This window comes from Bradyrhizobium sp. LVM 105, assembly GCF_003957705.1.
In the GTDB taxonomy this organism is placed as follows: Bacteria; Pseudomonadota; Alphaproteobacteria; order Rhizobiales; family Xanthobacteraceae; genus Bradyrhizobium; species Bradyrhizobium frederickii.
In genome coordinates, this window is record NZ_QZMV01000004.1 from 527,882 (window position 1) to 543,200 (window position 15,319).

Annotated in this window: 9 protein-coding genes and 1 tRNA gene; 4 read left to right on the top strand and 6 right to left on the bottom strand. The window is 66.7% G+C overall.

All coding sequences use genetic code 11. The annotated features are described in order from the left end of the window. Nucleotides 1-211: 211 nt before the first annotated feature. A complete protein-coding gene (metC, locus tag D6B98_RS14910; RefSeq protein WP_126257733.1) occupies nucleotides 212-1,396 on the top strand; it encodes a cystathionine beta-lyase in 1,185 nt (394 codons plus the stop codon). Nucleotides 1,397-1,565: 169 nt separating this feature from the next. Next, entirely contained in the window at nucleotides 1,566-3,257 is a 1,692-nt protein-coding gene (locus D6B98_RS14915; RefSeq protein WP_126257734.1) for a Na/Pi cotransporter family protein, read from the top strand. 9 nt (nucleotides 3,258-3,266) lie between these two features. Here D6B98_RS14915 and D6B98_RS14920 read toward each other — a convergent pair whose 3' ends face one another. The 6 genes from D6B98_RS14920 to D6B98_RS14945 all read right to left on the bottom strand — a co-directional run bounded on the left by D6B98_RS14920 (nucleotide 3,267) and on the right by D6B98_RS14945 (nucleotide 14,453). Next, nucleotides 3,267-3,605, bottom strand: coding sequence for a lipid-A-disaccharide synthase N-terminal domain-containing protein (locus D6B98_RS14920; protein ID WP_061881543.1), 339 nt, complete (start codon nucleotides 3,603-3,605; stop codon nucleotides 3,267-3,269). Continuing rightward, on the bottom strand, nucleotides 3,602-4,354 hold the full coding sequence (locus D6B98_RS14925; protein WP_164718611.1) for a glycosyltransferase family 2 protein: 753 nt from the start codon (nucleotides 4,352-4,354) through the stop codon (nucleotides 3,602-3,604). Before D6B98_RS14925 ends, D6B98_RS14920 begins: the two co-directional genes overlap by 4 nt. Nucleotides 4,355-4,416: 62 nt before the next feature. Further along, complete coding sequence (locus D6B98_RS14930; protein ID WP_126257735.1) at nucleotides 4,417-5,262, bottom strand: phosphatase PAP2 family protein; 846 nt, start codon at nucleotides 5,260-5,262, stop codon at nucleotides 4,417-4,419. Nucleotide 5,263: 1 nt separating this feature from the next. Next, complete coding sequence (locus D6B98_RS14935) at nucleotides 5,264-7,006, bottom strand: ArnT family glycosyltransferase (protein WP_126257736.1); 1,743 nt, start codon at nucleotides 7,004-7,006, stop codon at nucleotides 5,264-5,266. Nucleotides 7,007-7,056: 50 nt separating this feature from the next. Then, nucleotides 7,057-9,165 (bottom strand): penicillin-binding protein 1C, encoded by a 2,109-nt coding sequence (pbpC, locus tag D6B98_RS14940; RefSeq protein WP_126257737.1) that lies wholly within the window; start codon nucleotides 9,163-9,165, stop codon nucleotides 7,057-7,059. Nucleotides 9,166-9,254: 89 nt separating this feature from the next. Next, complete coding sequence (locus D6B98_RS14945) at nucleotides 9,255-14,453, bottom strand: alpha-2-macroglobulin family protein (RefSeq protein ID WP_126257738.1); 5,199 nt, start codon at nucleotides 14,451-14,453, stop codon at nucleotides 9,255-9,257. A 407-nt stretch (nucleotides 14,454-14,860) separates the two neighbouring features. Here D6B98_RS14945 and D6B98_RS14950 point away from each other — a divergent pair. Together D6B98_RS14950 and D6B98_RS14955 are read left to right on the top strand one after the other, a co-directional pair. After that, a tRNA-Arg gene (locus D6B98_RS14950) sits at nucleotides 14,861-14,937 on the top strand. A gap of 121 nt (nucleotides 14,938-15,058) precedes the next feature. Next, entirely contained in the window at nucleotides 15,059-15,301 is a 243-nt protein-coding gene (locus D6B98_RS14955; protein ID WP_126257739.1) for a hypothetical protein, read from the top strand. Nucleotides 15,302-15,319: the final 18 nt, after the last annotated feature.

Genomic DNA, 15,319 nt, shown 5'->3' on the forward strand with positions numbered 1-15,319 from the left:
GCGCAAGGTTCGGTCAGACGATGGATCGAAGGTCGCGGCAGGCCCCTCAACATGCGGCGACTGAATAGCACCCGCGCATCACAGAACGACTGGCGTGCCGGGTCAAGGGGTTGACGGGACTCTTCTGTGTTCTGTTATTAACGACAGCGGCCTTTCGGCCGGCCCTCGGGCGCCAGGCCCCGAGCGGAAACGCGGTTTTGAAAGCAGACGCATGGATTCCTCGCACCCCCAAGAGCAGCAGGCCGAGACCCGGCTGGTCACCTCCGGCCGCGACACCAAGGCGCAGAAGGGGTTCGTCAATCCGCCGGTTTTCCACGGCTCGACCGTGCTCTATCCCACCGCCGAGGACCTGCACGCCCATCGCGGCGAGTTCACCTATGGCCGGCACGGTTCCCCCACCACCAAGGCGTTCCAGGAGACGCTGATGGCGCTGGAGGGGCCGCAATGCGCCGGCGTCGGCATTGTCCCGTCGGGGCTGTCGGCAATCTCCACCACCCTGCTCGCGGTGCTGAAGGCCGGCGACCACATTCTGGTCGTCGACAACGTCTACCGGCCCTCGCGCAATTTCTGCAACGGCATGCTCGCCCGCTACGGCATCGAGACCACGTACTTTGACCCGCTGATGGGAGCCGGCATCGACAAGCTGTTCAAGCCGAACACCCGCGCGGTGCTGGTGGAGGCGCCGGGCTCGCAATCGTTCGAGATGCCGGATATTCGCGCCATCGCCGAGGTCGCGCATGCGCGCGGCGCGCTCGTCATCGACGACAACACCTGGGCGACGCCGCTCTATCACCGCTCGCTCGAACAGGGCGTCGACGTCAGCATGCAGGCCGCGACGAAATATATCGGCGGCCATTCCGACATCATGTTCGGCACGATCTCGGCCAATGCCAAGGCCTGGCCGATAATTGCCGAAGGCATTCGCCTGCTCGGTGTCTGCGCCGGTCCCGACGACGTCTTCCTCGCGCTGCGCGGCCTGCGCACGCTGTCGGTGCGGCTGGCGCAGCATCATCGCTCCGGTCTCGACATGGCGCGCTGGCTCGCTGCCAGACCCGAGGTCGCTCGCGTGCTGCATCCGGGCTTGGAGACCGATCCCGGTCACGCCATCTGGAAGCGCGACTTCACCGGCGCATCCGGCCTGTTCAGCATCGTGCTGAAGCCGGCGCCGCAGAAGGCTGTCGACACCATGCTCAACACGCTCAAGCTGTTCGGCATGGGTTTTTCCTGGGGCGGATTCGAGAGCCTTGCGATTCCCTTCGATTGCGACGCCTATCGCACCGCCACCAGGTGGGCGCCCGGCGGGCCGACTCTGCGCCTGCACATCGGGCTCGAAAGCACCGACGATCTCAAGGCCGATCTCGATCGCGGCTTTGCTGCCCTCAAGGCGGCAATGTGAGCCTGCTCACTGAGCAATGCGCCTGCCGACGCGCCAATGTGCGTCGACGGACGCACGGCGCGGGAACGTGCAACTGCCGTAAACGTTAACGCCGACGCGCCAACAAAGGATTTGATCCACTGACGTTTGGCGCTAGCCTCACCAATCGACTCTCATCCGGACACGGAGCATGGGAACGTTGGTACTGCTCGATCTCATGGGCGGCGTGGCGCTGTTGCTGTGGGGCCTGCACATGGTCCACAGCGGGATTCTGCGCGCCTTCGGTCCTGATCTCAGGCGCCTGCTTGGCAAGGCGCTGAGCAACCGCGTCAGCGCCTTTGCCGCCGGCCTCGGGCTCACCGCCCTGCTCCAGAGCAGCACGGCGACCGCCTTGATCACGAGCTCGTTCGCGGCCGAAGGCCTTGTCAGCCTCGCCGCCGCGCTTGCCATCATGTTGGGCGCCAATGTCGGCACGACGCTGATCGTTCAGGTGCTGTCGTTCAACATCGCAGCCGTTGCGCCGGTGCTGTTCGTGCTCGGCCTCGTCGCCTTCCGCTCCGGCCCGCGCTCGCGGATCAAGGACATCGGCCGCGTCTGCATCGGCCTCGGCCTGATGCTGCTCTCGCTGCACATCCTGCTCGACACGCTGGCGCCGGCCGAGAACGCGCCCGGCGTCCGCGTCGTGATGTCGGCCATCACAGGCGATCCCATCCTGTGCATCGTCATCGCCGCCCTCGTCACCTGGACAGTGCATTCGAGCGTCGCCAGCGTGCTCTTGATCATGTCGCTGGCCTATTCGCAGTTCATCACGCCCTACGCGGCGCTGGCGCTGGTGCTCGGGGCCAATCTCGGCAGCGCCATCAATCCCGTGCTCGAGGGCGGCAAGCGTGACGATCCCGCGAGCTATCGCCTGCCGGTCGGCAATCTCGTCAACCGCGTGATCGGCATTGCCCTCGTCCTGCCCTTCCTCGGCGGGATCGCCGAGTATATGCACGCCTGGCAGCCTGATCTCGCCAAGATGACGGCGGCCTTCCACATCGCCTTCAATGTCGGCACGGCCATCGTCTTCATCGGCCTGCTCGACGCCATGTCGCGCCTGCTCACCCGCCTCTTACCGGATCGCGTGCAGGAGGCCGACCCGGCCCGGCCGCGCTATCTTGACGAGACAGCGCTGGAGACGCCGTCGCTGGCACTCGCCGACGCCGCCCGCGAGACGTTGCGCATGGGCGATCTCGTCGAGGTCATGCTGCGCAAGGTGATGGCCGCGATGATGACAGGCGATCGTGCGCTGGTCGACCAGGTCTCCAAGATGGACAACTTGGTCGACGGTCTCGACGAGGCCATCAAGCTCTACGTGACCAAGCTGATGCGCGGCAGCCTCGACGAGAGCGAAGGACGGCGCGCGATGGAGATCATCTCCTTCGCCATCAATCTCGAACATATCGGCGACATCATCGACAAGAGTCTGAGCGAGCTCGCGACCAAGAAGATCAAGCGGCGCTTCCAGTTCTCTGCGGAAGGGGCCGACGAGCTCGCCGCCTTCCACAAGCGCACGATGGACTCGCTGCGGATCGCGTTCGGCGTCTTCATGTCGGGCGACGCCAATGAGGCCCGCAAGCTGCTGGTGGAGAAAACCGCGCTGCGCAACACCGAGCTTGCCGCGGTCGAACGGCATCTCGATCGCCTGCGCGAGGGCCGTCCCGAAACCATCGAAACGACGTCGCTGCATCTCGACGTGCTGCGCGACCTCAGGCGCATCCACTCGCATATCTGCTCGGTCGCCTATCCCGTGCTGGACGCGGCCGGCGAGCCGTATCGAAGGACCGAGGCCGAGACGGCCACCCTGCCCGCGGCCGGCGCGGCATCGGCGTTGCCGCGCTAGCGCTTCCGCTCAGCGGTCCAGCGTCTTCGAAGCGCTGCCGCGGTTCTTCCAGATCAGCATGATGTTGCGGATATAGATGATGGTCGCGAGCGATTGTCCGAGGATGATGACCGGCTCGCGCTTCACCACGCCATAGACCAGCGTCATCAGGCCGCCGCCCATCGAGCAGAACCAGAACGCCATCGGCACCACGCTGTTGCCGGCGCGCTCGCTCGCGATCCACTGCACCAAGAAGCGCGCGGTGAAGAACAGCTGCGCGACGAGGCCGAATGCCAGCCAGAAATCGAACTTGGCGACGAAGACGTCGTAGAGATAGTTGCTCAGCGCCTGACCGTATTGGATGATCATGCGTTCACCTCAGTCACATCTGGTGTCGGCTTCTTGCGGCGGATCAGCCACCACACGCCAGCGAGATCCAAGATGCCGATCCACAGCCGGTCGAAGAAACCGTAGTTCGACACGCCGGAATGGCGCGGCCGGTCGATCACGTCGACATAGGCAATGTCGTAGCCTTCGCGGCGGACCAGCGCCGGCAGGAAGCGATGCAGCCCGTCGAAATAAGGCATCATCAGGAAGACCTCGCGCCGGAATGCCTTCAACCCGCAGCCGGTATCCCGCGTGCCGTCCTTCAGGATGGCATTGCGGACGCCGTTGGCCACGCGCGACTGCAATTTCTTGAAGCCGGTATCCTTGCGTCCGACGCGCTGCCCCGCGGCGAGGCCGACGCGCCCTGCTCCCTTCTCGACCGCCGCGATCAGGTCGGGCAGGAAGGCCGGATTGTTCTGGCCGTCGCCGTCGAGCGTCGCCACGATCACCCCGCGCGCGGCGCGCACGCCGCTGCGCACCGCCGCGGATTGGCCGCCTGATCTGGCATGGCGGAGCTGACGCAGATTGTCCCGCTGCGCCATCAGCGTCGTGATCCGTTCGCCGGTCGCATCGGTCGAGCCGTCGTTGACATAGATGATCTCGTAGTCCCAGCGGCCGTCGAGCGCCGCGCCGATCTCCGCGATCAGCGGCGCGATGTTGTCGGCTTCGTTGCGCACGGGAACGACGATGGAAACCGAAGGCTGGGAAACCGAAGGCTGGGACGTCGACAAGTGAGGCTCGTGGTTGGAATTGGCCTGCCACGGGAACCGGCGGTCCCGGCAGGCAGCCGCTTTTATGGGGCGGATGCCCCGTGGGCAACCCTTTTGAGGCGGCCCGAGACCGCCCCCGCAAGAGGCACGATGGTGCCGTCGGCGCGGATGGCAAAGCCGAGCCTTCTGGCCGCGAACCAGTAGCGAACCGCCATGGCACCGACCGTGCCGACCAGGGCGCCGGCCACGACGTCACTCGGGTGATGCGCGACCAGCACCAGCCGCGTCAACGAGATCACGATTGCGTAAGTGAGCATGAACACGCGCAGGCGCGGCCACAATGCCGATACCGCGAACGCCAGGGCGAACGCGGCCACGGCATGGCCTGACGGCAAGCTGGCATAAGCCCCCGTCCCCTCGAACGGAACGAAGTTGAACGGATTGGCCTTGCCGCCGACAAACGGACGTCCGCGGCCGAGGCAATATTTCAGGATCTCGGCAATGAATGCCGACACGGCAATCGACAGAAACACAAACTGCAGCCGTGTGCCGAGACCGAGCAGCAGCGTGCGGCGCGTTCCGTGAAGCCCTGCCGCAACGAACGCCAACACCACCAGCGCGGCCCCGAACGCCGAGAGCAGATACTCGTCCTTGCCGAAATCGGTGAGGATGCGGATCGGCCACAGGCCGGGCGTGCCGCGCGCGGGCATCAGCTGGATCTCGGTCTGGTCGAACGCGACCATCAGCACGATGACGAGGGCCGCTCCCGCCGCGCTGAGCCACAGCGAATGCCGCGCCAGTTTGCGCGCGGCTTCCGCGCGGCGTGAATGCGAGGGCGTGCGGACGAGCTGCGCCAGCGCGTGCCTCGACACGGCGAGCAATTGCGCGGCATAGCCCGGACGCGGCGCGGGGCTGGTCGAGGCCGACATCCTACTCGGTACCTTCCGACCGGAAGATCGAAATCGAGATCGCGCGGCCTTGCGAGAAATTGTAGCCGTCGATGCGGGTCCCGACCTTGTAGCGCAGTCCGATCGCCTCCGCGCGCTGCACGAAGCTGCGCTCCGAGCGCTGCTCGATCAGCGCAAAACGGCAACTTCCTTGCCGCAGGAAATCCGCCGCCCCCGAGCCGTCAGTGAGCACGGTTTGGGTGCCCGTCAGGAACACGAGGCTCGGCTCGTGATAGCCGGCCGCAGCCGCCTTCGGCCCGACGCAGGTGACGTTGCGGAGCGCACGCGCGATCTCGATGCTCGGAAACAGCGGCGTCAGCGACGGCAACACGATGCCATACACGATCACCGCCAGCATCAGGGCCGCGACCAGCGCGTTGAGCAGCGAGCGCTCGGCGCGATTGTTGTCGTAGAGCCACCAGGCGAACAGGCCGAAGATCAGCGACGCCGCGATGAATGGCCAGGCCACGAAGGCGGGCTGCCGCGTCAGCATCACCGCGCCGACCACCGCGATGATCGAGGCGGCCGCGGGGATCGCGAACCACCAGGCCGAACCGCGCATCAGCCAGGAGCGCGACAGCACGCGCCGCTCCACCGCACCGGCGGTGAGAATCGCGATCGCCGGATAGAGCGGCAGCACGTAATGCGGCAGCTTGGTCAGCACCGCCTCGAACACGATCCAGGACGGGATCAGCCAGGCCAGCAGGAACTGCGCGCCGGGCTCACGCCGCGCCCGCCACACCGCGGGCGCCGCCATCGCCGCGAGCGGCGCGCCGGGCCAGAACGTGATCCAGAACAGCGCCAGGTAAAGCCCGGGCGGCGCGCCATGGGATTCCTGGGCGCCCAACTTGCTCAGCATGTCGCCGCCAACGGAATCCGCAAAGAAGGCCTCGCCCGCGCGCCAGAAGATCGCGACGAACCACGGCAGCACCAGCACCAGCATCCACATCAGGCCCCAGACCGGGCGCAGCTTCCACAACCAGGAGGCATCGCGGTCCTGGATCGCGAGCGCAACGATGGTCAGGCCTGCGAACATCAGGATCAGCGGGCCCTTGATCAGGATGCCCACCGCGAGCGCGGTCCAGAAGATCGCGGGCCAGCTCCAGGGCGGACGCGTCTCGTCCTCGGCGCGCTGCCAGGACAGATAGGCCCGCGCCATCGCCCCCATCGCGGCGACCACGCAGAGCAGCAGCATCGCATCGGTCTTGGCGAGACGCGCCTCGACGCCGAGCAGCACCGAGGCGCACATCATCAGCGCCGCCAGCACCGCGGCGCGCCGCGTGACGAAGCCGAGCGCGGCCCAATAGGTCATCAGCACCGCGCCGATCGCCCCGAACAGCGACGGCAGCCGGTAGACCCAGATCCGCAACTCGGCCTTCGGCAGCTTCAGCATCGAGGCGGCTTCCACCGTCGCCGATTGCAACCAGTAGATGCCGATCGGCTTCTTGTAGCGGACGTCCTCCTGGAAGCGGATATCGACATAGTCGCCGCTCTCGACCATCTGCTTGGTGGCCTGGGCGAACCGCGCCTCGTCGCGATCGATCGGTGGGATCGTGAAGAAGCCCGGCAGGAACAACAGCAGCGCGCACAGCACCAGAAAGGCGACGGCGCGGGCATGGCTGGCCGTGACGATATCGAGCATGCGCACGAGCCCGCTGCCCGGATTTGCGGGCGATTTCGGTTCGCGGGGGGCTCCAAAACGGGGTGATGGGTAGGTCTCGGCCATTGGTTCCGCTTACGCTGAAACCGCCATCGCCACAACCGCTTAAGGCAGGCTCATTGAATTCGAATGACGACTGTGTCCGCGGCGCCCGTGGCATCGATCACGGTGAGCCGTGCAAAGCCCGGACCGGGTGGATCGATCAGGCGCTGGCGGCGGCCGTCGATCTCGCCAAGCGCCGTGCCGTTAACCATGACAGTCATCGGCAGAACGCCGCCGGCGACCTTGACCGGCATCGCGGCGCTCTCCTGCCCGCCGGAGCGATCGACATCGATCCGCGAGCCGTTCAGGGGAAACTGGATGTGCAGGGCCTGCTCGCGGCCGGTCCGCACCAGCTCCCCGACGGGGCGGAACCGCTTCAACGGCAACGGCAGCTTGGCGTTGCCGGCAACCAGCGTTCCCTTGGGCGGCTTCGGCAGCGGGGCCAACGTCTTGCCGCTGCGCGCGAACGCATCGAACAGGATCGGTGCGGCGGCGACCCGCCCGATCAGGCCCGGAACCGGCGCGCCGTCGGGCCGGCCGACCCAGACGCCGATGGTCATCCGGCCGTCGAACCCGACCGACCACGCGTCCCGATAGCCGTAGGAGGTCCCGGTCTTGAAGGCGATGCGGTTGTGAGCGGCATTCTCCGGCGGCGGCGTTCCCAAAAGCACGTTGCCGACCTGCCAGGCCGCGACCTGATCCAGCAGCCGGAGCGGCTCGCGGTCGTCCCTTTCCGCCATGACCTCGCGCAGCGGCTTGGTGGTGCCGAGGCGGGCGAAGCCCGCATAGAGCTGGGCGAGATCCTGCAGCGTCACGCCGACGCCGCCGAGACCCATGGCGAGCCCCGGCGCTTCGTCCTTGGGCAGAACCAGATTGCCGCCGGCCTGCCGCAGCCGCGAGGCAAGCCGGCTGGAGCCGACCCGGTCGAGCAGCACGATCGCAGGCACGTTGAGGGACAATTGCAGCGCCTTCCGCACCGGCACCGTGCCCTGGAAGGTCATGTCGAAATTTTCCGGCGCGTAGGAGCCGAAGCGAACCGGCCGGTCGTCGATCAGGCTGTCCGGATGAACGAAGCCGTCCTCGAAGGCGAGCCCGTAGATGAAGGGTTTCAGCGTCGAGCCCGGCGAGCGGATCGCACGGGTCATGTCGACCTGCCCTGCCCGGCTCTCGTCGAAATAATCGGCCGAACCGACGCGGGCGAGCACGTCCCCGCTCTCATTGTCGACCACGATGATGCCGACCGAGATGTTCGGCCCGAGCGCAATGGCGCGGTCGCGCGCCAGCGGCTCCAGCACCTTCTGCAAATTAGCATCGAGCGTGAGCTTGACGATTGGCGTATCCTTGACCGTCGACAGCGCGGTGTCGGAGGCATGCGGCGCCAGGATCGGCATCGGCTTGCGCAGTCTTGGCACGGGCACGGCCTTGGCCTGGCGTGCGTCGTCTGCGCTGACCACTTGCTCCTCGACCATGCGGTCGAGCACGCGGTCGCGCGCCTTGCGCGCGGCCTCGGGATGGCGATCGAGCCGGCGCGTCTCCGGCGATTGCGGCAGCGCCACCAGCAGCGCCGCTTCAGCCAGCGACAGGCGCTTCGGCTCCTTGCCGAGATAACCGATCGAGGCGGCGCGGATGCCTTCGAGATTGCCGCCGTAAGGCGCGAGCGCCAGATAGAGGTCGAGGATCTGCTCCTTGCTCATGCTGCGCTCGATCTCGATCGCGCGCACCATCTGCCGCAGCTTGGCATAGAGCGAGCGCTGCCGGCGCGGCTCCATCAGCCGGGCCAGCTGCATGCTGATCGTCGAGCCGCCCGAGACGATGTGGCCGCGCGTTGCGAGCTGTAGCGCAGCGCGCCCCAGCGCCAGCGGGTCGATGCCGTCATGGGCGTAGAAGCGCTGGTCTTCATAGGCGAGCAGCAGTTTCAGGTATGTCGCATCGACATTTGTTTTTGTGTCCACCGGCAGCCGCCAGCGCCCATCGGCCATGGCATAGGCGCGCAGCAGCTTCCCATTGCGGTCGACGATGGTGGTGGAGACCTGCCGCGCCTCGTCGAACGGGAGCGGACCGAGGGAGTAGACCCAGGCGACGAAGCCGGTGACGGCGAGGATGAGCGTGAACGCCAGGGCGGAGAGGACGCGATGGCCCCAGCTCCGCACTCCGTCATGGCCGGGCCTGTCCCGGCCATCCACGTTCTCGCCAGCCGCACCAAAGTTCGTGGATGCCCGGGACAAGCCCGGGCATGACGATTGTGTACGCGGCGTCACCTCGCTCATCTCACTCACTTCGCCGCCCGCACCTCGACGGTCCCGGTGCCCGTCCGGCCATAGCGCGAGGGATTGTACATGTCCTCGACATAGGCCTGCGGCAGCACGTATTTGCCCGGCGAGACCGCGCGCACGATATAGGCGACGGTGAAGACCGACTTGGAATCCGAGGCCCGGTCGACGGCCGCGGTGAAGCGGTCATCGCGGAACTCGGTGTTTTCAGGCTCCTCGCCGTCCTCGATCCAGTCCAGCGTCCCGCTGTCGCCGGACGAGACCAGCTTCGGGTTGTCGATCTCGAGGCCCGCCGGCAGATAGTCGGCCACCATGATGTGGCCGTACTCCGGCTTGGCCTCGGTGATCTTCAGCACCACCGCGAAGCGCTGGTTCTGCTTGACCTTGCTGATGTCGGCCGGCTTGCCGTCGAGCGTGAAGTAGTTGCGCTCGATCTTGAAGCCGTTCGACGCCGCCGGCTCCGGCGTCACCGGCGAGCCCGACACCGAGACCACGGCCTGCACCGGCGCATCGCCGGTGTTGGTGATCTTCAGCGGCTTGCCGCTCAGCGTATCCGCCTTGTAGCTGCGGTAGAGCGCGGTCTTGACCGGCTGGCCGTCCACTTCCATCGACAGGTTCTCCTTGGCCAGCGCCCGCGCCGCCAGCACCAGCCACGCATTTTCCTGCGTGGAGGTGTAGGGCGTCAGCCCGCGCGCGCTCTCGACCCGGGACACCGCCTGCGTCAGCGTCGCCTTCGGCGCGTTGCCTTCGCTGGCAAGCGACACCAAAGCCGCGGCATCGCGAAGCTGCGAGCCGTAATCGGTGCGGCCGAACTCCAGGACGGGTTTCGGCGCCAGGCTGTCGAGCGCGGCACCATAGACCCGCTCCGCGCGGTTGCGGTCGCCGACCAGAGCGAGTGCCGCCGCGAGCTGCGACTTCGCGATCGGCGTTGCGAGATTGGCCAGCTTGGTATCGGCGAGATAGCGGAGATCGCCGATCGGCGCGACCCCGTTGCGCGAGAGCACATAGAGGCCGTAGGCGAGATCGCGCCCACCGTCCTTCTCCGGCTCGTTCGCGTTGACCACGGAGTTGCGGATGCGGTCGAGCGCGTTCTTGAACAGCACGTCCGGCACCGCAAACCCCTTCTCGCGGGCGCGGGTCAGGAAGTCCGTGACATAGGCGTCGAGCCAGGCGTCGTCGCCGCCGGCCAACCACAGGCCGAACGAACCGTTCGAGCCCTGGCGCGCCAACAGCCGCTCGATCGCGTCGCGGATGCGCTGGTCGACCTCGGTGTCCATGGCCAGATGCGCGCCGGCCGCAAGGTCATTGACATAGAGCAGCGGCATGGCGCGGCTCGTGATCTGCTCCGAGCAACCATGGGGGTAACGGTCGAGCGCTTTGAGGATCGTCGCGGCGTCGAGCGCGGTCGACAGGCTCGCCGAAACCGAGACGCTGCCGGTGCCCGGCACGAGGTCGGAGAACATGTCCGAGGTCAGCGTCAGGCTCTCGCCCTTCGCCAGCGTGCGGATCGAGCGCCGTGCCAGCACCTGCGTCGCCGCCTTGACGTCGAGCGTGTAATGCCGCGCCAGCGTCAACCCGTTCGGCCCCTTGATGTCGACGTCGAGCGTCGCCTGCCCTGCCGCGGTCGCGTCGATCGCGAGCGAGAACGAATTGCGCTGCTTGGCGGCGAGCTTGACCGTGGTCGCCGGATTGCCCGTCATCTTCACCGGACCGCCGGTCTTGACGTTGATGACGTAGTCACCGGCCTGGCCCTCGACATTGTCGATCTCCAGGTTGACCGTGCCGCGGTCGCCGTTGAGCAGGAAGCGCGGCAGGGTCGTGGTCAGCACGATCGGGTCGCGGATCACGACGTCGGTGTTGGCGCGGCCGAGCTTGGTGGCCGTCCACGCCGCCGCCATCACGCGCGCGGTGCCGGCGAACTCGGGAATGTCGAAGCTCACTTCCGCGGTGCCGTCGGCGGCGACGGTCACGATGCCCGAATAGAGCGCGAGCGGCTTTTGCGTGGGCGGTGAGCCCTGCAATTCGCCGGCACCCGCATCGCCGCCGGACTTGATCTGGCCGCGCGTGCCGGACATGCCGTCGATCAATTGCCCGTAGAGATCGCGGATCTCGGCGCTCAGGCGGCGCTGGCCGAGATAGTAATCGTCCGGAGCCGGCGGCTTGTAATTGGTCAGGTTGAGGATGCCGACGTCGACCGCGGCGATCACGATCTTGGCGTCCTCGCCCGGATTGAGTCCGTCGAGCTTGACCGGAATCTTCAACGCCGAATTCGGCCGGACCAGCGCCGGCGGCGACAGCTTCACCTGCAACGTGCGGGCCTGCTTGTCGATGCCGAACCATTTCAGCCCGATCGCACGGCCCGGCATGCGCTGGGCGGCAGCATCAAGCGGACGGCGCAGCGTCGCCACCACATAGGCACCGGTGCCCCAGTCCTTGCCGACCGGGAGCTTCACCTGGGCGGTGCCTTCCTTGACGTCGATGGTCTGCGTCGTCAGCAGGCGGTCGCCGAGCACGTTGACGGTGAGCTTGCCGGCGCTGCGGACATTGACCGACACCGTCATGGTGTCGCCGGAGGAATATTGCGGCTTGTCGATCGAGGTCTCCAGGAGGTCCGGCGTGTCGGCGCTGCCGTCGGAATACCAGCCGACGTCGAACTGGACCGAGGTCACCGGGCCGTCAGCGTCGCTCGACTTGACGTCGAGCCGGTAGCGGCCGGTTTGGGGGCTGAGCGAAATCCGCGCCGGCTTGTCGGCCGCAACGGTCACGTCACCGTCGGCAACGCGCGAGGTCGACTTGACCGGCTCGTACTCCCAGTAATTGTTCTGGCGATACCATTGGTAGCGCGACTCTATCTTCAGCAGCTCGTAGCGCAGGCCGTCGCGGCGCAGCCTCTCACCCTCGGGCGAGACGAACACGACGTCGAACTCGGCCTTGTCGCCCTCGGCGACGTTCTTGTCGCCGAACAGCGGCTTGACGCCGATCTGCGCCGCGCCGGGCGCGACCGGCAGCACGATCTTGCGCTCGACGGCGCGGCCGCCGGTCTCGACCATGCGGACGAAGATCTGCGCCTCCTGCGGACGGGTCGAAGCCGGCTGCTTGTCCAGCGTCACCGGGAAGGTCGCAACGCCATTGGCGTCGGCCTCAGGCAGGTTCTCGAGCGGCGTGCGCTCGTTCGAATTGGTCTCCTCGTCGGCGACGCCGAACTGGTAGCCGGCAAAGCCCGGGCGCTCGGCCGCGGGCGCGACCAGCATGTCGCCTTCGAGTGCAAGCCCCGAGGCCGGCGCGCCATAGAGGAAATGGCCGTTCGCCTTAAGCTCCACTGGAGCGTTAGCCTTGATCAGCTTGTCCTTGGCGGACAAGTCGAATTCGATCCGGTCGGGGACGTAATCCTCGACCATGAAGGTGGTCTCGCCGACCGAGGAGCCCTTCGGGTCGGTGAAGGCGCGCACCCGCCAGGTCCCGGTCGGCACGGCCGAGTTGAGCGGCACGGCCAGCATCCGGCCGCCGGCGCCCTGGTCGGGCAGCACGGCGCGGCGGTATTCGACACCGTCGGGGCGTTCGATCACCAGCGTCATCGGCCCGCCGGTGACGGCATTGCCCTGCCCGTCGCGCAACAGCGCGGTGAGATAGACGGTCTCGCTGGAGCGGTAGACGCCGCGCTCGGCATAGACGAAGGCATCGGCGCCGGCGGGCGCCGCGCGGCCGGAGACGCCACGGTCGGACAGGTCGAAGGCCGACGACTTCAGGCTGAGGAAGGCATAATCGGCCTTCTCGCCGGTTACCGTCAGCATCGCCGGCGACAGGCCGCCCTCGCCGCGCGCAAGGCCGGCCTCGAACAGCACGTGGCCGCTGTCGTCGGTCTTGCGGGTGGCCAGGATCTCGTTGTTGCGGGCGACCAGCCGCACCTCGGCCTTGCCGACCGGATCGGTCGAGGCCAGCGAGTTGACGAAGACGTGGATGCCGTCGTTGCCGGAATAGGCCGACACGCCGAGATCGGAGACGATGAACCATTGCGTGGCGAGCTGATAATCGTCGTCCGGGCCCTTGGCCGCGGCCGTCATCACGTAGACGCCGGGCTGAAGCTCGCCGAGCGCCTGATCGACCGGGAATGCCGTGGTGACGTCCTGGTTCAGCGTCGTCGCGGTCGCGAGCTCGCCGGACCAGATCTTGACGCCGCGCTCGTCGCCGAGATCGGTGAGCTGATACCTGGACAGCGTCTTCTGAAAGTCGCTGTCGATCACCGTGTTGATCAGGTTGCGGTCGCCGATCCGGAACACGTTGATGTTGACCGCGGGCGTGTTGACGCTGACCACGGGAATGCCGCGCTGCCCGGTCCGGGGCAGCACATAGGCCCGGCTGGTGAAGCGCACGAACGGCTTGCGGTCGCGCACATAGATGTTGAACTCGGCCGATTTCGGCAGGCCTTCCTTCACCGTGGACGGCAGGCCGGCGCGCAAATTGATGTTGTAGCGCTCGCCGTGTTTCAGCCCGTCGACGCAGAGCTGCTTGCTCTCGGCTGACAGCGCCGGCTTGTCCTGCCCCGCCAGCGCCAGGAACGGTGCGAAATCGGTGCGTTTTGCCAGCTCCTCGGAGAACTGGAAGCAGGCGCGCGGGCTCGCCGAGTCCGAATCCACAGTATAGTCGAGCAGCCGGAAGCCGTGCTCGTCGCGCAGCTTCTCATATTGGCCGCGGACATCGGCGACCTCGCGCATGTCGAGCGACAGCCGCAGCGCATCCAGCGCCGGCCGCCACAGCTTGCGTTCAGCCAGCGACTTGCCGAGCACGGCGAGCGCATCGGCTTCCTCGCCCGGATTGCTGGCCCGTTGGTAGGCGATGTAGGCCGCGGTCGAGGCGCGCTCCAGCAGGAAGGTCTGCTCGCTCGAGCTCTTCGGCGAGATCTGGAAGATGACCTTGGCGAGCCGCAGCCAGTTGCCGGTGTCTTCCGGCGTGATGGCCGCGATCTGGCCGAGCACCGACAGACCGGTGCGATAATCGTTGCGCCGGAAAGCGGCGTCGGCGTCCGTCTTCAGCGTCGCGCTGGTCTTGGCGACCGGCCCCGCCTCGCTCTTGATCTGGGCCTCCAGCTTGATCGCGGAATCGGCGAGCTCGTCGCGCTTGAACGCCTTGTCCGCGGCTTGCGCCGCGCAGAGGCCGAGCGCAAGCGCGGCGCAGAGTGTAACGGCGCGAACAAGACCGATCATGATGGACTCCCGGAAATCGCGGACAGCCGCCCGCAGGCAGCATGAGGTGCGCGGAAAGGTGACGGACTCAAGGCGATGGAACCAAAGGTGCAAATCGTCGCATTCGCCATAATTGGGCAAGCCCAGAGGGGGACCGATCGAGATACCGCCGCGTACGCCGTCCTGAGGGCGCAGCAATACCTGACCCGTCGTCCGGCGGCCACATCCCGGAAGCTTTTCAGCGCTCCCGGCGATGTGATCCATCGTCCGTTGCGCTGCCGCTCAACCCGGCACCCTGACATGCCACCGTCTCGCTTTGTCGCGGCAATGAGGAAAACGGTTCGGTTCAGGCTTGGCGAAAGACGATATTTTTCATAATGGCATGCTAGATGAACAGCCGGCCCCCCCAAACCGGGGCGGCTCCAGACGGTCCCGTAGCTCAACTGGATAGAGTAGCGGATTTCTACTCCGCGGGTTGCAGGTTCGAGTCCTGCCGGGATCGCCAGTCCACTGCCAAGTCAACCCGCTCTTCACGAACGCGTGGGTAACCATCCCCCGGGTCTTTGCACCGGGCCAATCACTCTTATCTATGCGCCGGGCGAGACGCCGCCCGACAGGTTTTCTTGATGCAGCAATCCGAATTGACGAGAATGGCGATCGCATCTGCGGTGGCGATTGTCGCGATGTCGTATCTGGCCATCGACGCAGGCCTCGTGAACACCAATGTGGTGACAAAGCCCATCAAGGTGGCTCAGGCGTCTATCTTTGGCGCCGGGATGGGCCATCATCACCTGGCCTTCGCCGTTCAGGAGTGGTCGCGTCGCGGCCACGAGAAGCGGCAACTCGAGCATTGCCTGGCGATCGACTGATCGAGGCGCCCGCCTGGA